General features: G+C 71.8%; 21 protein-coding genes, 1 tRNA gene and 1 riboswitch. Of the genes, 8 read left to right on the forward strand and 14 right to left on the reverse strand.

Annotated features, from left to right (window positions below; translation table 11 throughout):
• Positions 1–159 precede the first annotated feature (159 nt).
• From ACFZBU_RS09795 to ACFZBU_RS09830, 8 genes are all read right to left on the reverse strand, one after another.
• Positions 160–807, reverse strand: a complete 648-nt coding sequence (locus ACFZBU_RS09795) for a hypothetical protein (RefSeq protein WP_391582939.1) — start codon at positions 805–807, stop codon at positions 160–162.
• On the reverse strand, positions 804–1,244 hold the full coding sequence (locus tag ACFZBU_RS09800; RefSeq protein ID WP_391582940.1) for an acyl-CoA thioesterase: 441 nt from the start codon (positions 1,242–1,244) through the stop codon (positions 804–806). Before ACFZBU_RS09800 ends, ACFZBU_RS09795 begins: the two co-directional genes overlap by 4 nt.
• A 145-nt stretch (positions 1,245–1,389) precedes the next feature.
• Positions 1,390–3,054: an energy-dependent translational throttle protein EttA gene (gene ettA / locus ACFZBU_RS09805; protein WP_391582941.1), complete on the reverse strand. Its 1,665-nt coding sequence runs from the start codon at positions 3,052–3,054 to the stop codon at positions 1,390–1,392.
• A gap of 309 nt (positions 3,055–3,363) precedes the next feature.
• Positions 3,364–4,785, reverse strand: a complete 1,422-nt coding sequence (locus tag ACFZBU_RS09810; RefSeq protein WP_391582942.1) for a thioester domain-containing protein — start codon at positions 4,783–4,785, stop codon at positions 3,364–3,366.
• 542 nt (positions 4,786–5,327) lie between these two features.
• The gene (locus ACFZBU_RS09815; protein WP_391582943.1) at positions 5,328–5,798 is read right to left on the reverse strand and encodes a single-stranded DNA-binding protein; all 471 of its coding nucleotides are present in this window, start codon (positions 5,796–5,798) and stop codon (positions 5,328–5,330) included.
• A 232-nt stretch (positions 5,799–6,030) separates the two neighbouring features.
• Entirely contained in the window at positions 6,031–7,653 is a 1,623-nt protein-coding gene (locus tag ACFZBU_RS09820; protein ID WP_391582944.1) for a GTPase, read from the reverse strand.
• Between the two features lie 190 nt (positions 7,654–7,843).
• Complete coding sequence (locus tag ACFZBU_RS09825) at positions 7,844–9,223, reverse strand: GTPase (protein WP_391582945.1); 1,380 nt, start codon at positions 9,221–9,223, stop codon at positions 7,844–7,846.
• A 56-nt stretch (positions 9,224–9,279) separates the two neighbouring features.
• Positions 9,280–10,332 (reverse strand): Gfo/Idh/MocA family oxidoreductase, encoded by a 1,053-nt coding sequence (locus ACFZBU_RS09830; RefSeq protein WP_391582946.1) that lies wholly within the window; start codon positions 10,330–10,332, stop codon positions 9,280–9,282.
• A gap of 161 nt (positions 10,333–10,493) precedes the next feature.
• Here ACFZBU_RS09830 and ACFZBU_RS09835 point away from each other — a divergent pair.
• A tRNA-Arg gene (locus ACFZBU_RS09835) sits at positions 10,494–10,566 on the forward strand.
• 793 nt (positions 10,567–11,359) lie between these two features.
• Here the strand turns inward: ACFZBU_RS09835 and galK are convergent.
• From galK to galT, 3 genes are read right to left on the reverse strand one after another with little or no spacing between them, the layout of a single operon-like run.
• On the reverse strand, positions 11,360–12,472 hold the full coding sequence (galK, locus tag ACFZBU_RS09840) for a galactokinase (RefSeq protein ID WP_391583085.1): 1,113 nt from the start codon (positions 12,470–12,472) through the stop codon (positions 11,360–11,362).
• Entirely contained in the window at positions 12,466–13,431 is a 966-nt protein-coding gene (gene galE, locus ACFZBU_RS09845) for a UDP-glucose 4-epimerase GalE (protein WP_391583086.1), read from the reverse strand. The genes galK and galE overlap by 7 nt, the downstream gene beginning before the upstream one ends.
• 5 nt (positions 13,432–13,436) lie before the next feature.
• Positions 13,437–14,579 (reverse strand): galactose-1-phosphate uridylyltransferase, encoded by a 1,143-nt coding sequence (gene galT, locus ACFZBU_RS09850; RefSeq protein ID WP_391582947.1) that lies wholly within the window; start codon positions 14,577–14,579, stop codon positions 13,437–13,439.
• A 148-nt stretch (positions 14,580–14,727) separates the two neighbouring features.
• On the opposite strand from galT, the gene ACFZBU_RS09855 reads away from it, so the two are divergent.
• The 5 genes from ACFZBU_RS09855 to ACFZBU_RS09875 all read left to right on the forward strand — a co-directional run bounded on the left by ACFZBU_RS09855 (position 14,728) and on the right by ACFZBU_RS09875 (position 19,600).
• Positions 14,728–15,531 (forward strand): DeoR/GlpR family DNA-binding transcription regulator, encoded by an 804-nt coding sequence (locus tag ACFZBU_RS09855; protein WP_391582948.1) that lies wholly within the window; start codon positions 14,728–14,730, stop codon positions 15,529–15,531.
• 195 nt (positions 15,532–15,726) lie between these two features.
• A riboswitch (cobalamin riboswitch) is annotated at positions 15,727–15,964 on the forward strand.
• A 234-nt stretch (positions 15,965–16,198) separates the two neighbouring features.
• Positions 16,199–17,185, forward strand: coding sequence for an ABC transporter substrate-binding protein (locus ACFZBU_RS09860; RefSeq protein WP_391582949.1), 987 nt, complete (start codon positions 16,199–16,201; stop codon positions 17,183–17,185).
• Complete coding sequence (locus tag ACFZBU_RS09865) at positions 17,182–18,336, forward strand: FecCD family ABC transporter permease (protein ID WP_391582950.1); 1,155 nt, start codon at positions 17,182–17,184, stop codon at positions 18,334–18,336. The genes ACFZBU_RS09860 and ACFZBU_RS09865 overlap by 4 nt, the downstream gene beginning before the upstream one ends.
• Positions 18,333–19,106 (forward strand): ABC transporter ATP-binding protein, encoded by a 774-nt coding sequence (locus ACFZBU_RS09870; RefSeq protein WP_391582951.1) that lies wholly within the window; start codon positions 18,333–18,335, stop codon positions 19,104–19,106. Before ACFZBU_RS09865 ends, ACFZBU_RS09870 begins: the two co-directional genes overlap by 4 nt.
• 137 nt (positions 19,107–19,243) lie before the next feature.
• Positions 19,244–19,600 carry a hypothetical protein gene (locus tag ACFZBU_RS09875; RefSeq protein WP_391582952.1) on the forward strand — a complete coding sequence of 119 codons (357 nt, stop codon included), beginning with the start codon at positions 19,244–19,246 and terminating at the stop codon, positions 19,598–19,600.
• Positions 19,601–19,606: 6 nt separating this feature from the next.
• Here the strand turns inward: ACFZBU_RS09875 and ACFZBU_RS09880 are convergent, their stop codons facing one another.
• Positions 19,607–20,530, reverse strand: a complete 924-nt coding sequence (locus ACFZBU_RS09880; RefSeq protein ID WP_391582953.1) for an LLM class flavin-dependent oxidoreductase — start codon at positions 20,528–20,530, stop codon at positions 19,607–19,609.
• A gap of 168 nt (positions 20,531–20,698) precedes the next feature.
• Between ACFZBU_RS09880 and ACFZBU_RS09885 the strand changes: the two genes are divergently transcribed.
• Complete coding sequence (locus ACFZBU_RS09885) at positions 20,699–21,664, forward strand: pirin family protein (protein WP_391582954.1); 966 nt, start codon at positions 20,699–20,701, stop codon at positions 21,662–21,664.
• Between the two features lie 145 nt (positions 21,665–21,809).
• Here the strand turns inward: ACFZBU_RS09885 and ACFZBU_RS09890 are convergent, their stop codons facing one another.
• Complete coding sequence (locus tag ACFZBU_RS09890; protein WP_391582955.1) at positions 21,810–22,679, reverse strand: hypothetical protein; 870 nt, start codon at positions 22,677–22,679, stop codon at positions 21,810–21,812.
• A gap of 16 nt (positions 22,680–22,695) precedes the next feature.
• Positions 22,696–23,433, reverse strand: coding sequence for a Mut7-C RNAse domain-containing protein (locus ACFZBU_RS09895; RefSeq protein ID WP_391582956.1), 738 nt, complete (start codon positions 23,431–23,433; stop codon positions 22,696–22,698).
• A gap of 209 nt (positions 23,434–23,642) precedes the next feature.
• Between ACFZBU_RS09895 and rpmG the strand changes: the two genes are divergently transcribed.
• Positions 23,643–23,807: a 50S ribosomal protein L33 gene (gene rpmG, locus ACFZBU_RS09900; RefSeq protein WP_020550670.1), complete on the forward strand. Its 165-nt coding sequence runs from the start codon at positions 23,643–23,645 to the stop codon at positions 23,805–23,807.
• The last annotated feature ends 169 nt before the right edge of the window (positions 23,808–23,976 follow it).

Below are 23,976 nucleotides of genomic sequence, written 5' to 3' on the forward strand. Positions count from 1 at the left end.
GCCCGGCGTTTCCGCGCTCGGGCGGGCGGCTCCCGGGCCCCGGCGGATGCCGGGTGCCGATCCGTGGGCCGACGACGCGCCACCGTTCGGGCGGTCGACTCGTCGTGCCGTCGGATACGGCCGTGTGGTGGTCGAGCGGGGATCGGCTCAGCGGGTGGTTCAGCGGGTGAAGAGCAGGCCGGGGGCATCGGGGCGGCGGACCGAGACCGAGCCGTAGCGGGCTTCGAGGCGCAGCCAGGCTCCGGCGGTCAGCACCTCGACTCGGCCCTCGGGATCCGGCGGGCCGAGGAAGCCGAAGGATTGGGCGGCGTGTGCGGCCCGCAGCGGGAGTCGGCCCGGCAGCGGACGGGTCCAGATGTCGGCGGCGATCCGGTCGAACTCCGCGCGCGGCATGCCGGGTTCGGTCCGGGAGCGGAACTCCGCGACACCGGCGGCCACTTCCCGGCCCAGGTCGAGCACGCCCAGTTCGGCGACCCGTTCCCAGCCGGTGCGCGGCGGCAACATGCCGGCCCAGCCCGGGCCGGTCACCGACGCCGGCAGGGTCACGCTCGCGTCGTCCGCGATCGCGTCCAGGAGCTGCCCCGCGGACACGGTCACGTCCGCGGTCGCGGGTACGGCCAACCCACTGGCCCGCAGCGTGATCACCCCCGACGCGGCCTCCCCGAAGGGCGGGTGGCCGAACGTACCGAGCACCGACCCCTCGGCGCGCATCCGCACCACCGCGCGGCGGTCGTAGCGCAGCAGTCGGGTCAGGTAGCCGCCCAGGTCCGCGGCGGCGGCCGAATCGGCGAGTCGCAGCACGGTCATGGCCGGACCGGCCGCCCCGCCGGCTCGTCCTGCGGCTCGACGAAGCGCTCCAGGTAGGCCCGCTCGTCCTCGTTCAGCCGCCGGGGACGCTGCTCGTCGAGCGAATACGGCACCAGTACGGACAACGCCGTCGCGTACACCTGCTCGTCGTCCTTGATCTCGTAGGCCAGCGTGAATCGGGCGGCCCCGATCCGGGTCACCCAGGTCTCCACCCGTACCGGCTCGGCGCGCCAGACCAGCGGTCGCTTGTAGTCGATCTCGTGCCGGGCGATCACCACACCCTCGGAGAGCGTCTTGGCCCCCTCGCGCTGCCCGAGGGTGAACATCATGTCCACGCGCGCCTCCTCCAGGTAACGGAGGTACTGCACATTGTTGATGTGCCGGTAGGCGTCCATGTCGGACCACCGAAGCGTCGCCTGGTAGATGTGCCTGGCCACGTGCCCAGTCCTCTTCTCTGTTCCCCGTCGGTCTTCCCCGTCGGTCTTCCCCGTCGATGCGACCGCGTGCCGCCGGGTGATGCCGGTGGCCTGCCGTATGCGGGCATACGACAGGCCACCGGTCACGCCGCGCCGACCGGGTCGGTCAGTTGCGCTTGAGCTTCTTGTACGTCGCCCGGTGCGGCCGGGCAGCGTCCGCGCCCAGGCGCTCGACCTTGTTCTTCTCGTACGACTCGAAGTTGCCCTCGAACCAGAACCACTTCGACTCGCCCTCGTAGGCGAGGATGTGCGTGGTCACCCGGTCCAGGAACCAGCGGTCGTGCGAGACGACCACGGCGCAGCCCGGGAACTCCAGGAGCGCGTTCTCCAGGCTGGACAAGGTCTCGACGTCGAGGTCGTTGGTCGGTTCGTCGAGCAGCAGCAGGTTGCCGCCCTGCTTGAGCGTCAGCGCCAGGTTGAGCCGGTTGCGCTCACCGCCGGACAGCACGCCGGTCGGCTTCTGCTGGTCCGGGCCCTTGAACCCGAACGCGCTGACGTAGGCCCGCGACGGCACCTCGACGTTGCCGACCTTGATGTAGTCCAGGCCGTCGGAGACGACCTCCCACAGATTCTTCTTCGGGTCCAGGCCGCCACGCGACTGGTCGACGTAGGAGACCTTGACCGTCTCGCCGACCTTGATGTTGCCCGCGTCCGGCGTCTCGGCGTCGATCAGCATCTTGAACAGCGTGGTCTTGCCCGCGCCGTTGGGACCGATGATGCCGACGATGCCGTTGCGCGGCAGCGTGAAGGACAGGTCGTCGATCAGCAGCTTCTCGTCGAAGCCCTTGGTGAGGTGGTCCACCTCGACCACGACGTTGCCCAGGCGCGGACCCGGCGGGATCTGGATCTCCTCGAAGTCCAGCTTCCGCATCTTGTCCGCCTCGGCGGCCATCTCCTCGTAACGGGCCAGGCGCGCCTTGCTCTTGACCTGGCGGCCCTTCGCGTTGGAGCGGACCCATTCGAGCTCGTCCTTGAGGCGCTTCTGCCGCTTGGCGTCCTTCTGCCCTTCGACCTTCAGGCGGGTGGCTTTGGTGTCCAGGTAGGTGGAGTAGTTGCCCTCGTAGGGGTGCAGCCGACCGCGGTCGACCTCACAGATCCACTGGGCGACGTTGTTCAGGAAGTACCGGTCGTGGGTGACCGCGACGACGGTGCCGGCGTACTTCTCCAGGTGCTGCTCCAGCCACTGCACGCTCTCCGCGTCGAGGTGGTTGGTCGGCTCGTCCAGGAGGAGCAGGTCGGGCGCCTCCAGGAGCAGCTTGCACAGCGCCACGCGACGCTTCTCGCCACCGGAGAGGTTCACGATGGGCCAGTCGCCGGGCGGGCAGCCCAGCGCGTCCATGGCCTGTTCGAGCTGCGAGTCGAGCTCCCAGGCGTTGGCGTGGTCGAGCTGGTCCTGCAGCTCGCCCATCTCGGCCATCAGCTCGTCGGTGTAGTTGGTCGCCATCTCCTCGGCGATGGCGTTGAACCGGTCCAGCTTGCCCTTGATCTCCTTGACGCCGTCCTCGACGTTCTCCAGGACGGTCTTGGACTCGTCCAGCGGAGGTTCCTGGAGCAGGATGCCGACGGTGTAACCGGGGGACAGAAACGCGTCGCCGTTGGACGGCTGCTCCAGCCCGGCCATGATCTTCAGAACGGTCGACTTACCCGCGCCGTTCGGGCCGACGACGCCGATCTTGGCTCCCGGCAGGAAGCTGAGCGTCACGTCGTCGAGGATCACCTTGTCGCCGTGCGCTTTACGCGCCTTGCGCATGGTGTAGATGTACTCAGCCATGCGTCCAAGCCTATGGTCTGCCGAGCAGTGCCCGTGCATGGGTGCCCGGAGGGCGCGGGATCGGCCTGCTTGCGTGGGTGCCCGGCCGGTACGTGATGACCTGTGGTCGGCTCGGCGGCCTGCGGCCCGCTTGTCCTCGAACGCCGGACGGGCTGGAGATGGCCGAGATTTGGGCCGGGGGCGGTGCGGTGCGATTCGAGCCCACGGTGGTGCGGTGTGGGCCTCTGGGGTGGGGTGACGTCGGGCCCCGGCGCACGGGGTGTGCGCCGGGGCCCGGCTGTCAGCGTGGTTCGAGCGGTGGTGCCTCTATCAGGCAGCGGCGCCGTTCGAGCCGTTGTTGCGGCGGCGCATGTAGAACACCAGGCCGCCACCCGCGAGGAGGAGCGCACCGGCGCCGCCCAGGATCGCGGGGGTGTTGCTGCTGTCGCTACCGGTCGCGGCCAGGTCCGGACCCTTCGGGTTCACCGGAGCCGGCGTCCCACCGGTGCTGCCACCCGAGGTACCACCCGTCACACCTTCGGTGGCACCGGCGGTCTTGCAGTCGAGCGTGCCGGTGAACTCCTTGGCGGTCTTGCCGTCGGGGCCCAGGATGGTGATCTTGTACGCCTGGTCCTCGGCGACCTTGACGACCTGGTCGACCGACTTGCCGGGCTGGACGGTGGTTTCCTTGCCGTCGAGCTTGAACTTGTACGACTCGTCGCCGCTGTTCTTGACGGTGACCTTGACGCCGCCGTCGACGCAGTCCTTGGTGGCGTTGATCTCCGGGAGCGGGCCCTTGCCGGGGTTGCCCCACTTGGCGATCGCCTTGTCGGAGGTCTGCACCTTCTGCTTGTCCGCGACGATCAGCAGCTGGCTGGTCGACCCGTCCTTGTTGACGCCCTGGAAGACCCGACCCGCCTGCACGGTCGACTCGCCGGAGACCTCGAGGGACTGGCTGCCCGCCTTGGTGGCCTTGGAGGCGTCCACATAGAGCTTGTCGCCGTTGCCGACCTTGGCGACCGGCTTGCCGTCGGCGTCCACCAGGGTGGCCTTGGCGTCGGTGTCGCCGGCGAGCAGCTTGGCGTTGATCGACTTGCCCTCGGCGTTGGTCTTGACCTCGAACGGGCCGATGCCGGGCTTGTCGTTGATCTTGCCGGCCTTCTCGCCCGGGGTCACCGAGAGCGAGACGGGGGGCTCGGTGACGTCGCCCTTGTTGGCGTCGCCGACCAGGTACTTGTACAGCTTGACGACATCGCCGTCGTTCTTGTTGTTGCCGTCGTCCAGGTTCTGGCCGTCGGTGAAGTGCCAGATGGCGGCCTGCGTGGCCGCGGCGGCCTCGCCCTCGGTCAGCTCCGGAGCGCTGACGGCCTTGCGCACGCCCGCCAGGTCCACGGTCGGGAAGGAGTTCAGCAGAACCCACTTGACCTTGGCCTTGTCGGCCTTCGTGCCGAAGGAGGTCTCCTTCCAGCCCGACTCGTCGTACTTCGCCTCGTCGCGCACCAGGGTGTGGAAGTCGATGCAGTAGGTGCGCAGGATCTTGCCGTCGACCTCGAGCTTCAGGATCGAGGCGCGCTGCGAATCCGCCTTGCCCTTCAGGTAGATGTTGGCACCGACATCGCCGCCCTTGTAGACGCCCTTGGCGCCTTCCGCACTGGCCGCACCCGCGAAACCGATCACGCCGGCCGCCGCCAAGCCGCCGGCAATGACCATGGCCGACAAGCGGGTGGCCGTCCGTCCCGGTGTACGGAACATGTGGTGGTCCCCTCGAAAAATGTAAGCCGACTCGCGCGGCGCATGGTTCCCCCGAGCGGGGCGCGAGTAAAGAACCGTTGAATGGTATGAGCAGCCGGGCCACCTCTCGCGACCCGGGGTAGTCATTTGTTTCACGTTCTTTACCTCGGGAGAAGATCCACGTCGAGGATGTCTTTTCGGATATCGCGAAGTCGACAAGTCTTCGACGGATATAGCCGCCTATGGGGCGCGGCAAGCCGCATAAGCGCCGATCAGGGCGATCTCGCTCACTATTGATTTGTCAAGGTGCAAACCCGCGCGAATCGGTCCTACTGTGATCAATGCCTTGACTCGGCCGCTATTCGCCTCCACGATCCGACTCTTTACGACCCTCCAGCCCAATGGTTGAGCGAGATGCGGCTATTGGTCCGATTGGGGCCTATCGTACCGCCGTCGGCGTCGTCACAATTCTGTTTCAAATTCGTCCCAGAAATCGACTTGAATTATCGCCGGTATCGCCAATGAATGGCTTTCGTGAACACGTGATCAGTCGTCCGCGCAATTCATGCGGCCTCCTCTTCGCCGACGGACCCGATGTCGGCCCCGATCGCGAGGGCGCCCTGTTCGGCCATCGGCCCGGCCACCCCGTCGTCCGCCACGACGGACAGGCGCGCCGGCCGACCCACCCGGCGGAACTCCGCGACCCCCCGGGTCAGGTCGTGTCCCACCGAGGACGCGTCGATCTCGGTGACGGTCCACCACCTCCCCTCCCGCTCCCACTCGCGCACCCGCAGCCGTCCGGTCACCACCAGCGGGTCGCCCTTGTCGATCGAACTCGTCACGTTCTCCGCCAGCCCGCGAAAGCACACGATCGTGTAGAAGGACGCGTCGCCCGAGACCCACGTGCCCGTCTCACGGTCGAAGCGCCTGGGCGACACGGCCATCCGAAAGCGCGCCAAGGGCACGCCGGCCTGGGTCATCTGGACCCGGACATCGCTCGCGGCGTTGCCGATCACCGTCACGTACGTGTCCACGCTTGCCTCCGTGTGTCACCGGCGTGCCCCGCAACATCGCCGTCCGCCCTCGACGATCCGGCATCCGGCGGTCGCCCGGCGAAGACCCCGGCGGGCTGTGCACAACTCGGCCCCTGTGCATCACGCGAGGTCGCCCACGTGAGGGACGCCCCGGCCGTCCGTCACTCACGTGGGTGACACTCCCGCCGCCCTCTCACCCACGTAGGCGCCCCCGGCCGCACCCCGCACCCCCTCACCCCCGCCGCATCGGCTCCCGAGCCGCCACGAAATACGCGTGCGCCTCCCGATACCGCGCCAACTCCGCCTCCGCCGGCCCCACCACCAACCGATCCGCCGCCTCCGCCACCCGCGTCCGCAGCGCCGCCGCCACCTCCGCCGTGCGCCGCTCCACGGCCGAGCCCGTCACCCGCCGCCCGAACCACACGCCCACCATCCCCACGACCAGCCCCGCCAGCACCACCCACCACGGCCCCGGCACCCCGAACCAACGCACCACCGGCACCCCCGTCCAGGCCGATCCGGCCGCCACCAATCCGGCCGGCACCGCAACCACCCCGACCCACTGCGCGCCCACCGCCGCCCGCGCCGCGACCGTCGGCGCCGCGGCCTCCGGCACCGCCCCCGCGGGCATCGCGTCCAACTCGTCCGGCAATCCCCGCAGTCCCTCGGCCAGCACCCGATGCACCCCGCCGGCCCAGTGCGCCGGCAACCCCTGCGTCAGCCTCGTCCCCGCCTGCCGGATCGCCTGCTCGGCGCGATGCGCCTGCACCGGCCCGGGCCGCACCGCGGGCCGCCGTACCCGACGCCGCGACAGCGGCCCCCGCGGAGTCCGCAACCCCGCGCCTGCGGCCGCCGCGACGACCCCCACCCCCGCCGCGTCGCACAGACCGTCCACCAGCGCACCGCGGTCCTCGGCGGTGAACGCGTCCCCGCCCGGCACCACACCGGCGAAATAGGGATCCAGGCGCTCGGTCAGCGCATCCAGGTCCGCCGCCAGCCTGGTCACCGACGCCTCGCCGGACCCGGCCGCGGCCACCACCACCCGGCGCAGTTCGGCGATCCCCAGCCCGGTCTCCGGCGACGTCGCCAACACCCGTACGCCCGCGAGCCCTTCCGCCGCCAGCAGCGCCCGCACATCGGTCAGGCACGCCGCGAGGTCCCCGGCCGGCAACCGGTCCGCGTGGTTGAGCACGACCGTCATGCTGTGACCGTGGTGCCGCAACGGCCGCAGATAGCGATCGTGCACGATCGCGTCCGCGTACTTCTGCGGATCGAGCACCCACACGATGTGGTCGGCGACCGCCACCACCGCGTCCACCTCCGCCCGGTGCGCGAGGTCGAGCGAGTCGTGGTCGGGCAGATCGAGCAGGACCAGACCGGAGGGCATCCCGCCGCCTCGCCGCGCGTCCAGCGATCCGTGCCGGGCCACCCGGCGCACCGGTTCGATGCCGAGCAAATCCAGCAACGGCGCCGCGCCCTCGGGGTCCCACGCGCACGCCAGGGTGGTTCGGGTGGTCGGCCGCCGCGCACCGGTATCCGCCAGCCGCAGCCCGGTGAGCACGTTGAACAACGACGACTTGCCACCGCCGGTGGCACCCGCGAGCGCGACCACGGTGTGCCAGCCGGCGGTACCCAGCCGGGTCTCGGCGTGGCCGAGCAAATCGTGGATCAACGCGAGATCGGCGTCGGGCAGCCGGTCCCGGGCCAGCGTCGCGGTCCGATCGAGTGCGGCCAATCGGGCCATCAGCCGCCCGGACTCCTCGGTCCCACTCGCATGCCGGGCCCGCCGCACGGCAAACCGATCGACATACTGCCCACCGGCGGTCATCCGCTCGTCCACAACACGTCGCACCACACGCCACACACCCGGGAACGCGCGCCGGCGAACCCACCGAAATCCACAACACCCCGGGCCCGGCAGGACACATCCATGTCACCGCGACCCTCGGGCCCCACGCGCACCCGTCCCCCGCCCGCGCCGCGACCCTTCCCCCACCCGTCGCGCAACACGCGCTCCGTGTGGCCCGCACCCGTGGCCCGCGCGCTCACGCGCTCCTCCGCACCGTGTCGAGCGCCTCGATCAGCCCCGTCCCGTCCTGCGCGGGCAGCGGGGTCATCGCCGCCACCCGGCGTGCCCGCTCGCCGTCGAGTGCCGCCGCGACGACGCCGCGCAGTCCCCGGTGGACGTCCAGGATCAGCCGTGCGGCGGGCTCGGATCCGATCCGGGTGCCGAGCCGGCCGGCCGCCTCCCGGCCGATGCCGGGCCCCGACACGGGGCCGCCGACCGCCGCGATCAGCGCGAGCGGCTCGCCATCGCCAGGCCACGCGAGCGGTTCCGGCGCCGACCGGCGCACCGCGCCCGGCGGCAGGCATCCCGCCGAGCGCTCGGCGCCTCGCGCGAACGCGTCCGCCACCAACGCGTCCAGGCTCTCCCGGACCGCCCGCGCGGCTCCCGCGACGTCACCGTCGGCCCAACGCCCCGCCGCCGCGCCGCACAACAACGACCCGTCGTCGAGCGCCCGGAGCGCCCACTGCGAGGTCGCCGCGTAGGCCGTGTCCACACAGGCCCGCGCCCGATCGACCGCCTCGTACTGTCGTCCCGCCGCCTGCGCGAGCGGCGGCACCCGCCGATCGAGGCTGTGCAGCAGCCCGCCGACGGTGCGCCGGACCACCGCGGCCCGCGCGTCGGGATCCGCGCCGCGCTCCGCGAGCCAGGTGCGAATCGGCACCACGTTGCGCTCGGGCAGCCCGGCACCGGGCTCGGTCTCCACGATCGGATACAGCGGCACGTCGCCCAGCCCCGCCTGCCGCAACAGCCGCACGAGGTCGGCCCGAACCCCGTCGAGCACCTCCGTCGGCACCCGGTTCAACACGATCGCCAGACGCGTGTTGCGCTCGCGTGCGAGCCGGAGCAGATGCCACGGCGCGGCATCCGCGTAGCGCGACGCGGTGGTGACGAAGATCCACAGGTCGGCGGCGCCGAGCAGACGTACCGCCACCCGCCGGTTGTCGGCGGAGACCGAGTCGATGTCCGGTACGTCGAGCAGCGCCATCCCGGGCGGCACCCGCTCGTCCAACCGCAGCCCGATCCCGGCTTCCGCGGCGAACCAGTGCCGATCCCCCGAGCGGCACACCAGGACCGGTACCCGCGTGGTCGGCCGCAGCGGCCCGGCCGGCGTGACCTCGCGCCCGACCAACGCGTTCACCAGGGTGGACCGGCCCGCACCGGTGGACCCGCCGACCACCGCCAGCAGCGGTGCGCGCGGCGCCGCGAGGCGGGGCAGCAGGTAGTCGTCGAGTTGTTCGATCAACTCGCGGCGGGCCAGCCGCGCCTGCACGGCGCCGGGCACGTCGAGCGGGAAGCACGTCGCCGCGACCCTGTCCCGTAGGTCGGCGAGGGCTGCGGACAAGGTGTCGCTTCCCATGATCACCACGGGCGACCACTGCCCGAATTGTCCGTATTCCCAACGCGCCGCCACCGTTACAGCGTGACGGTCACTCCGTCGGCGGAGGATCGCTGCGCCGCCTCGATCGTCTCCAGTACGGCCAGCGCCTCATCGAACGACACCGGCGGCTCACCCTCGTCGCGCACCGCACGCGCGAACGCGGCGTAGTAGTCCTGATAGGCGCCCGGCTCGGTCTCCACCGGCACCGTGTCGCCGGGTGTACCGAGCACTCCCCACGCCGCCGGCGGCTCGGTCCCCCACCCGGGCGTACCGACCTCGGCCCCGGCGCGCAGCAGTTCCTCCTGCGGGTCCATCCCGAACTTCACGTACGACGCCGTCGACCCGAGCACTCGAAAACGCGGTCCGAGGTCGGCCGCCGTCGCACTCATCCACAGGTGCGACCGCACGCCACCCGCGTGGGTGAGCGCCACGAAGCTGTCGTCGTCCACGAGCGCCCCCGGCCGCCGGATGCCCAACTCGGCGTACACGTGCGTGGGTCGCCCGAACAGCGCCACGGCCTGATCGATCAGGTGAGTCCCCAGGTCGTACAGGATCCCGCCCAGCGCCGCCGGATCGGCCTGCTCCTTCCACCCGGAGGTCCGCACCTGTGGACGCCACCGCTCGAACCGCGACTCGAACCGGTACACCTCGCCGAGTCGCCCCTCCTCGACCAGACGCCGCACGGTCCGGAAGTCACCGTCGAACCGGCGGTTCTGGTAGACCCCCAGCCTCCGATGCCGGCGGGTCGCGGTCAGAACCAGCTCCCGACCCTCGGCGACGGTCCCGGCGAACGGCTTGTCCACCACCACATGCAGCCCGGCTTCCAACGCACGGGTCGCCAGCGGGACATGGAAGCGGTTCGGCACGGTGATCACCACGAGGTCGAAGTCACCCGCGCGAGCGAACATCTCGTCGGTCGTCCCGATCACCTCGGCCTGCGGATGCCGCTTGCGCACCTGCGCCCCGCGCTCCGGATTCCCGGTCACCACGGCAACCAGCTCCAGCCCCTCCACGGCCTCGATGACCGGCGCGTGGAAGGCCGAGCCCCCCACGCCATAGCCGACAAGTACAGTCCTTGTGGGACCCACTGCGCCTCCCTCAGCCCGTTTCGGCCCTTCTCTGATCACATTCTGGCCGCCAACTGCGTCTGATCAGGTAACGGTGACCACCGGAACGCCGGTGAGGCATGCACACGGCCCTATTCTGTTGTGCCGCGACCGGATCCGGTGCAAGATCCTGATTCGCCCACGCCCTCGTAGCTCAGTGGACAGAGCAGGTGCCTTCTAAGCACTTGGTCGCAGGTTCGAGTCCTGCCGGGGGCACCGCCACGCCGCCGTCCGCCGCCCGCACCCCCGGGCGGCGTCCGCGCAGGTCAGAGCAGGTGCGCACGCGCATGCCCGGCGGCCGTACCGGTAGGCCGTCGGGTGCTCGCGGAACGGCCGGCACCCGACCGTGACCGAGCTTGCGCAAGCGGTGACGGGGTGCCTCCTCACGGCCGCCCGGATCCGCGATGTGCCCCCTTCGTGCCGTTTGCGCAAGGCGGTGTGCCGGCCGGAAACATACGGGTCCCGCAGTGCGGAAAGCCGGGCTCGGAAGCATGGAGGACCGGGTTCGGAAGGGCGTTGCTCGGGCGGTCGCGCGGCACGGGCGGGGCCGGGGCGGGACGGTCGTGGAGTTCGGCGGTGATCTCCTCGGGGCGGTGGTCTCCTCGGTGGTGCCCGGTTCGTGGCTGTCGGCGGTCATCGGATGCGCCGGGGCCGGAGCAGCGTCTCGGCGAGTGTGGCCGCCTCGGCGTCGGTCAGGTGGGCAATCGGGTACACCCGGTACCAAGGCGCCGAGGCCGATGTTGGGGATTTGCGACCGGCCGTCGTCGCGGATACCGGTGGACATCACACGGCGGCAGGTGCCCGGAACAGGGCCGGCCTCAGGCCGACTGCCTGGAGCCGGCGGCGGAGGGAACGCGAGGGGGCGCGCGTGAGGTCGCGGGGAACCTCCGCGTCGCCGTCGGCTTCCGGTCCCCGATGGCGGATCGGGCGGCCGGGCGACCGCGATGGTCGTTCGGCCGCCCGAGGGTGGTGGACCCCGGGTCCGATGTGGAGCCGGGCCCGGGGTCGGTCAGGATTCGCGGCGTGCGCCCGCCGACGGCACCGCCTGGAAGAACCGCGGTGCGGTGAAGCCGCGGGCCGCGAAGGCCTTTTCGACCGCCTCCTCGACCGCCGCGCAGCGGTCCGCGTCGACCAGCGCGATGGCCGAGCCGCCGAAGCCGCCGCCGACCAGCCGGGCGCCCAGCGCGCCGGTCGCCAGCGCGGTGTCCACGGCGGTGTCCAGTTCGGCGCAGGAGATCGTGTAGTCGTCCCGCATCGACGCGTGCGACGCGGTCAACTCGGGCCCGATCGCCCGGACATCGCCGGCCTCCAGCGCCTCGACCACACGCAGCACCCGCGCGTTCTCGGTGAGCACGTGCCGCACCCGACGGCGCAACGGCCCGTCCGGCAGCGCCGCGAGGGCCGCGTCCGGATCGGCCACCTCGCGCAGCGACGGCACCCCGAGCAGTCGCGCCGCCTCCTCGCAGGAGGTCCGGCGCTCCGCGTACCCGCCGTCCACGAGCGCGTGCCGGGCCCGGGTGTCGATCACCAGCAGCCGCAACCCCGCGCTCGCACAGTCGAACGGGACGTGTCTGCCGGTCAGATCGCGGCAGTCGAGGAAGAACGCATGGCCCGCGACGCAGCCGAGCGAGGCCATCTGGTCCAGCATGCCGACCGGGACGCCCACGAAGTCGGTCTCCACGCGCTGCGCGACCCGGGCCGACTCGACGCGATCCAGGCCCAGTTCGTACAGGTCGTCGAGCGCCAGCACGACCGCGCAGGACAGTGCCGCCGACGAGGACAGCCCCGCTCCCACCGGCACGTCGCTGTCGATCCTGATGTCGGCTCCGCCGACCTCGTGCCCCGCCGCGCGCAGCGCCCACACCACGCCCGCCGGGTACGCGGCCCATCCGTCCAGTGCGCCGGGCGCCAGGTCGGCGATCGCCAGGTCGACCGATTCGCTCCCGGCGTGCCCGGATGCCAGCCGCAGCCGGCCGTCCGTACGCCGTCCGACGGCGGCACGCGCGGTGTGCGGGATCGCGATCGGCAGTACGAACCCGTTGTTGTAGTCGGTGTGTTCGCCGATCACGTTGACCCGGCCCGGCGCCGCCCAGACGCCTTCGACGCGGAACTCGCTCACCACGCCGCCTCGCCGTCCCGCAGGAACGTCCACGCGTCCGCCACGATGTCCTCCAGCGAGGTCCGGGTCGGCCGCCAGCCCAGCACGTCGCGCGCCCGGTCGGCGGCGGCCACCAGCACCGGCGGATCGCCCGCCCGGCGCGGCGCCTCGTGCGCCGGTACCGCGCAGCCGGTCACCGTGCGGACCGCGTCCACCACGTCCCGGACCGAGAAGCCGGTCCCGTTGCCGAGGTTGCAGATCAGGTGCCCGGTCGCGGCGCCGCCCTCGCCGGTCGCGGCGAGCGCGAGCAGGTGCGCGTCGGCCAGGTCGGCGACGTGGATGTAGTCGCGCACGCACGTCCCGTCCGGCGTCGGGTAGTCGGTGCCGTACAGCGCGACCGAGCCGCGGGTGCCGTTGGGCACCTGGAGGGCCAGCGGGATCAGGTGGGTCTCGGTCGCATGCCGCTCGCCGTACCGGCCGTACGCGCCCGCGACGTTGAAGTAGCGCAGACTCACCGCCCGCAGGCCGTACGCGGCGCAGTACGAGGTGATCAGGTGATCGACCGTCAGCTTCGAGGCGCCGTACGGGTTCGTCGGCGCGCACGGCGCGTCCTCGGTGATCGGTGAGACCTCGGGGGCACCGTAGACGGCCGCGGTGGAGGAGAACACGAAGCGGGTGATGCCGTGCGTACGCAGCGCGTCCAGCAGCGCGAGCGAGCCGCCCACGTTGTTGTGCCAGTACCCGGCCGGCCCGGTGACGGACTCGCCGACCAGGGAGGACGCGGCGAAGTGCAGGACCGCGTCGAACGACGGGTCCAGGTGCCGGGCGGCGTCCTGGACCCGGCCCTCGACGAACACCGCCTTGTCCGGGACCGCGTCGCGATGCCCGGTGGACAGGTCGTCGAGCACCACCACGTCGTGGCCGGCCGCGACCAGGTGGGCGGCGACGACGCTGCCCACGTAGCCCGCTCCGCCGGTGACCATGAGCCTCATTCGCCGACCTCCCGCAGTCGTGCCGCCGCGGTCTCCGGCGGAACGTCGCTGATGAACACACCCATCCCCGATTCGCTCCCGGCAAGGTACTTCAGCTTGCCCGGTGCCCGTCGAATCGAGAAAAGTTCCAGGTGGAGCGCGAAGTCGACCCGGCCCGAGCGGACCGGCGCCTGCTGCCAGGCGGCGATGTACGGCGCGGGCTCGCCGTCGAAGAGGCGGTCGAAGCGGCCGAGCAGATCCAGGTACATCGGGCCGAACTCGGCGCGCGCGGCCTCCTCCAGCGCGAGCAGGTCCGGCACCCGGCGGTTCGGGTACAGGTGCACCTCGTACGGCCAGCGCGCGGCGGCGGGCACGAACGCGGTCCAGTGCTCGCCCTCGGCCACGATCCGCGATCCGTCGGCCCGCTCCGCGGCGAGCACGTCCTCGAACAGGTTGCGACCGGTGCGGTGCCGGTGCGCGGCCGTGCTCGCGATCATCGTGGCCGTGCGCGGGGTGACGAACGGGTAGGCGTAGATCTGCCCGTGCGAGTGCGGCAGCGTGACGCCGATCTCCCGGCCGCGGTTCTCGAAGCAGTACACCTGCTCGACGCCGGGCAGCGCGGACAATTCGGCGGTGCGGTCGGTCCACGCGTCCAGTACCAGGCGCACCCGCTCGGGGGTGAGGTCCTTGAAGGACGCGTCGTGCTCGGGGGTGAAGCACATCACCTCGCACCGTCCGCCGGACGGCCGGCTCGGGAACGGGTCGTGGTCCCAGCCGGGCTCGGGCCGCCCGGCCGCAGCGCCGCCGGCAACGGGTGTCGAAGGGTCCTGGCCTGCCCGGCCGGAGGTCGAGGACCCGGACATCGACGGGAAGCGGTTCTCGAAGACGACGACCTCGTAGTCGGCCTCGGCGACCTCGGTGGCCCGCTCGGGCGTGGACGGGCACAGCGGGCACGCGTCGGCGGCGGGCAGGTGGGTCCTGGTCTGCCGGTGCGAAGCGACCACGACCCACTCGTCGAGCAGTCGGTCGTAGCGCATCTCGGAGCCACTGACCACGGGGGCGAGATCACGCGGATCGACGGCGGTGCGGACCGCGTCGTCCCGCGTGTCGTAGTAGACGATCTCGCGACCGTCGGCCATGACGGCCTGCGTCTTCTTCATGTATTCAATCTTGCGAAGCTTTCCAAAACTTGTCAATCAGAAAGTCGTAGCGCCCAGGACGCTTGCCATTTCTGCCGTCCCGGACGCCATCCGCCCGGGACCACCTGCGGTTTGACAAGTTTCGGAAGGTGTCCGCAAGATGGCGGCCATGCCTGACGACGACACCGACGGTCTGCCCGCCGAGGGCCGCCGCGCCCGGATGGCCGCGACGATCGCGGATCGAGGCTTCGCCAAGGTCACCGACCTGGCCGAGGCGTTCGGCATCTCGCGCGTGACGGTCCGGGCCGACCTGGAGGTGCTGGAGCGCCAGGGCCGGCTGCGCCGAGTCCGCGGCGGCGCCATGTTCACCGGTCGCGATCCCCGGGTCGAGCCGTCCTTCGAGGAGGCGCTGACCTCGGCATCACCCGCGAAGACGCTGATCGGGCAGGCTGCCGCGGCGCTGGTGTCGCCGTCCGAGAGCGTGGTCCTGGACGTGGGTACGACCACCACGTTCGTGGCCCGGGCCCTGGTGGACCGCGACGACCTGCGCGACCTCGTGGTGTTCACCAACGGGCTGACCATCGCCCTGGAGCTGGAGCGGGCCATCCCCCGGTTCTCGGTCGTGGTCACCGGCGGCACCCTGCGGCCGTTGCAGCATTCCCTGATCAATCCGCTCGGCGACCACATCCTGGAGCGCATCCACGCCGACACGGTCTTCCTCGGCTGCAACGGCGTGCACCCCACGGGCGGCATCACCAACGTGAACCTGCCCGAGGCCGAGGCCAAGCGGGCGATGTTGCGGGCGGCCGGGCGTCGGGTCGTGGTCGCCGACGGGTCGAAGCTGGGTCGGGTCGAACTCGCCGAGGTATGCCCGCTGGCGGACATCGACCTGCTGATCACCAGCGGACCGGCCGACCCGGACACGCTCGACGCGCTGCGCGACGTGGGGCTGGAGATCCTGGTCGCCGAGTAGCGGCCGAAGCGACGGGCGGCGCCACGGGCTCCGGGCCACTCGGTCGGGGCGACCTCGCCCGGGCCGACCTCGCGCGGATCGGCCCGCCCCGAACCGCCTCGCCCGCCGATCCGGATCGGGCCGATCCAAGCCCCGGTGCCCCTGCTTGCGGCGACCCGCGCGGCCCCCTCGGTCGGCCGCCGAATCGACCATGGTTAGGCTGCCCTTGCGAACGGTTCACCCGGCTTCGACCGATTCCGGGTGTCGCAAGAGGGAATCCGGTGCGAATCCGGAACTGCCCCGCAGCGGTAAGTGGGAACGAAAGTCGCCATCACGCACTGGGCCCGGTGATACGGGATCCGGGAAGCGGCGACCGGTAGGAAATCCGGCCACACCCGTGGCGATCGGAACCCGCCCACGAGTCCGAAGACCTGCCGTCGCCCGCGTTCGCCTCGCGCACGCGGACTTCCGGGACCTCGCGGGCGGGTCCGTCGGACGACGGCGCCGCACGGTGTCCGCCGCCGCGCTCCCTCCCGAGTTCCCCGACGAGGACTCGCAAGGGAGAGCTTCGACGATGCCGACACGAATGTGGACACGGACGCCGATACCGGGGCGGACACGGACGCCGATTCCGAGGCGGACACCTGGGCGGATACGGACGCCGATGCCTGGGCGGATACCGACCCCGATGCCCCGCACCCGCACGTGGGCCGCCGCGGTTGCCGCGCTCGCGCTGTTCGCGACCGCGTGCGGCGGTGCGGTGCAGGACAAGAAGCCGAGCGCGCCCGCGCCCGTCGCCTACAAGCCGTACACCGACGCCGACAACTGCGGCGTCACCACGACCTACGACCGGCCGCCGCAACGCGCCGCCACGCTGACCTCGAACGCCACCGAGCTGATGCTCGAACTGGGGCTGGCCGACCGAATGGTGGGCACCGCGTACCTCAAGGGCCGCACCATCGGCGACAGGTACAAGGAGGCGTACGCGCGCATCCCGGTGCTCGCCGACGCGCAGCCCTCACTGGAGAAACTGCTCGAAGCCACGCCGGACTTCGTCTACTCGGGCTACCCCGACGGCTTCTCGGAGTCGTCCGGCCACACCCGCGCCCGGCTCGGCGAGCTGAACGTCAGGACCCACCTCAACCCCGAGGGCTGCGCCAAGGCGCCGGTCACCTTCGACCGGCTCTACGACGAACTCCGCTCCATCGGCGGCATCTTCGGCGTCCCCGAGCGTGCCGAACACTCGGTCGCCGAACTGCGCCGACGGCTGGACGCGGTCACCGCGCGGCTCGCGGGCACGACACCGGTCAAGGTGTTCGTGTACAACTCGGGCGCCGACGCCGCGCAGACCACGGGCGGCAACTCGATGCTCGACGAGATCATCACCCGCGCCGGCGGCACCAACGTGTTCGCCGATCTGAACGAGCGCTGGACCAAGGTCTCCTGGGAACAGGTGGCCGAACGCAAGCCGGACGTGGTGCTGATCTACGACTACGTGACGCCGTCGGTGGAAGCCAAGATCAGCACACTCAGGGCCGTTCCCGTACTCGCCGACGTACCCGCACTGCGCGCGAACGCCTTCCCGGTGGTCTCGCTGTCCGTCGCCCAGCCCGGACCGCGCTCCGTGGACGCGGTCGAGGAACTCGCGAAGCAGCTGCACCCCGACCGGTCATGACGATCGATCGGGACCCGACGGCGGTACGGGTCGCCATCCTGCGCGGCGGCCCGCCGGCGGTGCCGGGCCCGGGCCGCCCGGTCGACGTGCCGGGCGGCCGGGTACGGCTCCCGCTGGTGGTCGGTGCCCTGCTCGTGGCGCTGTTCGCGGCGGCGACGGCCGGGCTGCTGGTGGGATCGGTGCCCGTGCCGTGGTCGGAGACGTGGCGCATCCTCGCGCATCGGATCGGCGGCGACGCGTGGGTGCAACCGTCCTGGAGCCGCGCCCACGACCTGATCATCGCCGACACCCGACTGCCCAGGGTGCTGCTCGCGGCGGTCGTCGGCGCGACGCTGGCCGTGGTGGGCATGGTGATCCAGGCGATCGTGCGCAACCCGCTGGCCGGGCCGGACGTGCTCGGCGTCTCCGCCGGCGCGGCCGGCGGCGCGGTCCTGGTGATGCGCTGGGGCGTGGCGTCGGTCGGCGGCCTGTCGCTCGGCGCGCTCACCCTCAACGCGGCCGCGTTCGCCGGCGGCCTGCTCACCCTGCTCGTGGTGTTCTCGGTGGCCCGCTCCGGCGGCCGGGTCACCGCGGTACGGCTGGTCCTGGCCGGGGTCGCGGTCAGCGCCGTGTTGTCCTCGCTGACCAGCCTGCTCGTGCTCACCTCACCGGATCCGCAACTCGCCGCCCAGGTGCTGTTCTGGACGCTGGGCGGCTTCGGCGCGGCCCGCTGGACGCTGCTGCTCGTACCGGCCCTCGCGCTCGCGCTCGGCCTGGTCGTACTGCTCCTCCAGGCACGCAACCTCAACCTGCTCCTGGCCGGCGAGGAGAGCGCCGCGGCGCTCGGTCTGGACGTCCAGCGGTTCCGGCAGGGGATGTTCCTGCTCGCCGCGGTGCTCACCGGGGTCGTGGTCGCGGTCAGCGGGGTGATCGGCTTCGTCGGCCTGATGTTGCCGCACGTGGTCCGGCTGCTGGTCGGCGCCGACCATCGGCGGGCGCTGCCGGTGGCCGCGCTGCTCGGCGCGGTGTTCGCGATCTGCGCGGACCTGGTGGCGCGTACGGTGCTCGCCCCGCAGGAGTTGCCGGTGGGCATCGTGACCTCGCTGGTGGGCGGCCCGTTCTTCGTCTGGCTGCTGCGCCGGGACGCGCGCCGGGAAGCGGGCGCGCGATGAGCGGACCCGCGGCGCGCCTGGTCCTGGACGAGGTCACCTTCGCCGTCGGCGACCGGGCTCTGGTGGACGCGGTGTCGCTGACCGTGCTGCCCGGCGAGGTGGTCGGCCTGCTCGGTCCCAACGGCAGTGGCAAATCGACCCTGCTGCGCAGCGTGTACCGGGTGAACCGACCGACCTCGGGCCGGGTGCTTCTGGACGACGAGGACGTGTGGACCCATTCGGCGCGCTGGACCGCGCGGCGGATCGGCACGGTGCTCCAGGACATGCCGACCGACTTTCCGCTGACCGTGCGGGACGTGGTCGCGATGGGCCGCTCGGCACACAAGGGCCTGCTCGATCCGGACGACGCGGCCGACCGGGCGATCGTGACGGCGGCGGTCGAGCTGCTCGAACTCGCCGACCTGACCGAGCGGACGTTCGCGCTGCTCTCCGGCGGCGAGCGGCAACGGGCGCTGGTGGCAAGGGCGTTGGTGCAGCAGCCGGGCCTGCTGGTGATGGACGAGCCGACCAACCACCTCGACATCCACCACCAGCTCGGGTTGTTGCGGTTGGTCCGCCGACTGGGCGTGAGTGTGCTGGTGGCACTGCACGACCTCAACCTGGCGGCGATGTTCTGCGACCGGATCTGCCTGCTGGCCGACGGCCGGCAGGTGGCGACCGGCACACCGGCGGAGGTCCTGACGGCGCCGACGATCGAGCGGGTGTACCGCATCGACACGGAGGTCCGGACGCACCCGCGGACGGGGACGCCGTTGGTGGTGGTGCTGTAGGGACGCGCGCATCGAGCGGGTGCCCCGGGTACGCACCGGCGCCGCTTCGGCACCGCTCCGGTGGGCGGACGCTCGAGTGCGGGAAGTGAGTACTTGTACGGATGCCCGCGTCGGACCCGCCGCCTAGCGTGACCCGCATGACCTACACGCCTACCCCGAGCGGCAACGGCGACGGCTTCGCCCGTGCGGCGGCGTTCGTCGTCGGCCTGTTCGCGTTCGTCGTGGTCGCCATGACCGACCTGTTCGTCCTGATCGGCTTCGGCGGCGCCACCGAATCCTGCGCCAACCAGACGTGCCGCGACTGGTACGAAACCCGACTGCCCTGGGTCTTCGGCCTGTTCGCGATCAGCTTCGTGACCGCACTGATCGCGCTGGTACGACCCTCGCGCGGACCCGGCGGCCGCCGCGCCACGATCACCCTCCCCCTGGTCCTCGCCGCCGTCGCCCTCCAGGCCACCGCCTTCGCGCTCAGCCAGAACGGGCCGGCGGCCTGACCCGGACTATCCGGCGGCCAGGAGCGGTCGGACCTCTCGGGCCGTGCGGCGCATTGCGGGGAGCAGGGCGGCCGGCGGGAGGCGGGCCGGTTGGGTGTGGCAGAGGAGGTCGGTGGCGTGCGGGTAGCCGGGGTCGGCCATCAGGGAACGGGCCACGGATTCCGGGGGACCGGTGTACATGTTGCCGATTGCCAGGTAGTCGGTCGGCGTGAAATCGACCGGGAAGCGGCCGGCGGCGTGGGCTCGGGTGATCCAGGGAAGCAGGTGCTCGGCCAGGGTGTCCGGCGGGCCGGGGTGGATCGGGCGGGACAGGGCCACCCTGCCCGGGGTGTGGCGGGCCAGGTGTTCCGCCGCCTCGCGGTCGCCCGGCAGCGGGCCGGCCGGGCCACTGGAGCGGCGGCCGGAGAGGATGCCGAGGCCGCGGTCGACCGCCCAGGCGATGCCGTCCGGGCTGCCGGTGCCGAGCCATATCCGGTCGCGCAGCGTGGGTGCGGGTGGGACCAGGTCGGCGCCGGTCAACAGGTCGAGCACGGTGTCCACGGTCTCCCGGAGGCGGGCGTGGCGGTTCTCGTGCGCGATGCCGAACCGTTCGGATGTGGCCGGGTCGGAGCCCGCGCCCAGGCCCAGTTCGAGCCGGCCGCCGCTGAGCGTGTCCAGCACGGCGGCGTCCTCGGCGAGGCGGATCGGGTGCTCGGTCGGGCCCACCACGACCGCCGTGCCCAGGCGGATCCGGGTGGTGCGTTCGGCGATCGCGGCGAGCAGTACGAACGGTGACGGCGACAACGCGCCCTGTGCACCCAGGTGGTGCTGTGCGACCCAGAACGAGTCGTAGCCGAACTCCTCGGCGGCCACCGCGAGTTCGATGGTCTCGCGGTAGACCGTACGGGCGTCTCCGGCGCCGGCCACATGGGTGAGGAAGCCGAGCCGCACGCGTGTCGTCCCTCCGGGCCGGGAGAAGTCCCGGAGGAATTCGCGGGATCGTCCGTTTCCTGCCGATCCTAGAACCCGCCCTCGGACCGGCCCGCGCGGGGCCGGAGACACGGCCCCGGTCGCGCAGCGCCGAATGCGCCCTCTCCCGGTCCGCGTACCGTTGGCGCCATGAGCAATCTCGATACCCGACCGACCCTGACCACGTGCGGAGGCCGGGCCGATGTGCCCGGCGAACCCGTCCGCGAGTTGCTGAAGTCGCGCGATGTACAGCTGGGCGAGAGCACCATGGTCCGCCGGTTGTTGCCGAGCCTGGGTCGACGGATGATCGGCGCGTGGTGCTTCGTGGACCACTACGGGCCGGACGACATCGCGGACGAGCCCGGCATGCAGGTGCCGCCGCATCCGCACCTGGGACTCCAGACGGTGAGTTGGCTGCGCGAGGGCAGCGTGCTCCACCGGGACAGCCTGGGCAGCCTCGCCACCGTGCGGCCCGGCGAACTGGGGCTGATGACCTCGGGCCGGGCGATCTCGCACTCCGAGGAGTCGCCGCGCGAGCACGCCCGGTTGTTGCACGGCGCGCAGTTGTGGGTCGCGCTGCCGGACGCGCATCGGCACGTGGACCCGCACTTCGAGCACCACGCCGAACTGCCCTTGGTCACCGGCGGCGGACTGACCGCGACGGTGATCATGGGCACCCTGGACGGGTCCACCTCGCCCGGCACCACCTACAGCCCCCTCGTCGGCGCGGATCTGACCCTGGCGCCGGGCACCGATGTCCGGCCGCCGCTGGAGCCGGACTTCGAGTACGCGGTGATGTCGATGTCGGGCGAGGCCGAGGTGGACGGTGTGCCGCTCACCCCCGGCGGGTTGCTGTATCTGGGCTGCGGGCGGACCTCGCTGTCGATCCGGTCGGCGAACGGGGCCGATCTGATGCTGCTCGGCGGCGAGCCGTTCGCCGAGGAGATAGTGATGTGGTGGAACTTCGTCGCGCGCACCGGCGAGGAGATCACCGCCGCGCGCACGGCGTGGGCGGATGGGTCCGACTTCGGCACGGTGACCGGCTACGACGGACCTCGGATGGACGCGCCGGCATTGCCGTCCGTACCCCTGCGGGCCCGGGGCCGGGTGCGCTGAGTCGAGGGCGGGGCGGGGCCGGGCGCACCGAGCCGAAGCGGAGGCCGAGGCCGGGCCGGCCCTCGATCGCGAGATCGCGAGATCGGCACTCGTGCGGGCCGACCCCGCCCCGGGCCGACCCTCCGGGCCGCTCAGCCCGCCCGGATCAGCCCGTCGGCGTGGCAAACACCCCCGCCGGGAACGCGCCGTTGGCCAGGGCCGTACCGGTCAACATCGCGGCCAGGTCGGTGAGGCGGGCCGTGGCGGTGTCGCCGAGGTGGTCGAACGGGGCGCGGCCGAGGCGGTCGGTGTGTTCCTCGATGGAGCGCCGCAGCGCCCGGCCCGCGTCGGTGAGGGCGCCGGTCGGGTCGACCAGGCCGCGGCCGGCCAGCCGGTCGCGGGCCGCCTCCCACTGCTCGGCCGTCCAGCCGCGGCTGCCCACCGCGAACTCCGGGACGAACCCGCGCCCGGTCGCGGTGTGCGTGAACAGCGCCTCGATGCCGTCCAGTTCGGCATCGACCAGGGCCATCACATGCCCGTCGCCGCGATATTCGCGAATCAGCGTGGCGGCGTGCCACAGCGCCAGGTGCGGCTGTTCCGCCGGGTCGGGCGGGTCGAGTTCGGCGTACGCCGCGTACAGCGCCCGGCCCCCCGGGCCGCCCGCCCGCGCGCAGGACAGGGACAGGTCGGCCGCCTCGCGCAATTCCGCCGAGCGGATCACGTCCTCGCCCAGGAGTCGACGCAGCGCCCGGTCGACCACGCGCATCCGGGCCGCGTGCACCGCCTCCGGGGCGGCCAGGTCCCAGGCGGCCGGGATGTGCTTGCCGATCAGGTCCGGGCCGAAGTTGTAGAAGGTCGCCCGAACGACGGCCGCGCCGACCGCTCCCATCGGCGCGGCCCGGGACGCGAAGTAGCCCATCCGCCCCTTCTTCAGCCCGATGGCGGCGAACTCGACATCGCCTTCGGGTGCGAAGTAGACGAGCGAATGCAGCGGGTTCAGTACGTTGTGGCAGCGCCTACCGGTGCGAGCGTCCATGCCCCGACCGTAACCATCAGCGGATGCTCGCGACAGTACGCTGGGCCGCCTCCACGATCGCGTCCAGGTGACCCCCGTGCGCGCCGTGCCAGTACACCCGGTCGCACGCGCGGCACCGGGCGAACGAGTCCACCTTGTCCAGCGTGCCCGCCTCGACCTCGGACTCGACCTCCTCGCGCGTCGCCGCCCGCAGCTCGCCGTTGCACGCCGTACAGCGCGTCCAGGGCGCGAGCGGCAGCGCGAACCGGCGCAGCAGGTCGTCGAGTTGGCCGTCCGCGCGGATCCCGTAGACGTATGCGCCGAACCACAGGTTCTTGCGCCGGAGCAGGCCGCGGTCCTGGGTGAGCAGCACCCGACGTTCGGCGTTGGCCTGGATCACCAGGGTCGGGTCGTCGCAGTCGTTGTGGTAGGCCGTATCGATCCCGACCAGGCGCATCCGGCGGGCCAGCGCGCCCAGGTGCACATCGAGCAGGAAACGCGGCGGCGTGTCGGCGTACTCCGGGATGGCCTGCGGGCGCCGGATCGGCAGCACGTCCACCACCTCGCCGCCGACCGGTCGGTGTCCCGGCCCGACCTCGCGGCCGTTCACCAGCAGGCCGCCGACCTCGGGCAGCGGCGGTCCGGCCGACTCCACCAGGTGTCCGATCGTCGAATCACCGTCGGCGGGAATGCTCACCGGCAGCCCGCGCAGCCTCGGCGGCAGGAACTGTTGCAACTCGGCGGGGATCTGAAGCAGCACATCCGATCGATTCACCCGGTCAGCATCCCATCGGGGACCCGTGCCGCGCCCGGAGTTTCCGGGCCCGTCGATCACGGGTCGGGACGGGCTCGCCGATCCCCGGGAAACGCCGAGCACGCCCCGTCGGGTGTCGAATCGGCCGGGTCCGGGGCAACGGAATATCCGGACACCCGGGCGCCTTGAAGCAACATCGGGACAAGACTTCGAAACTCCGGGAGGCGTGCATGGCTCGCAACGAGCTTCGTCCGATCGTGAAGCTTCGGTCCACGGCCGGGACCGGTTTCACCTATGTGACCAGAAAGAACCGGCGCAACGATCCGGACCGGATGACGCTGCGCAAGTACGACCCGGCCGCCGGAAAGCACGTGCTCTTCCGCGAGGAACGATAAGCGGACCGGGAAGCGGTCGATAAGCGGGCCGATGAATCGGGCCGCACGAACGATGAACCGGGAGACGGACGGGCAGTAGGGCGTCCGTGAAACGCGACGGACACGCCGCCGCCGGAACCGCCGAACCGTCCGAACCACCGGGGCCGCGCACCGAAAATGGTACGCGGCC

It is taken from the genome of Embleya sp. NPDC008237, from assembly GCF_042956465.1.
In the GTDB taxonomy this organism is placed as follows: Bacteria; Actinomycetota; Actinomycetes; order Streptomycetales; family Streptomycetaceae; genus Embleya.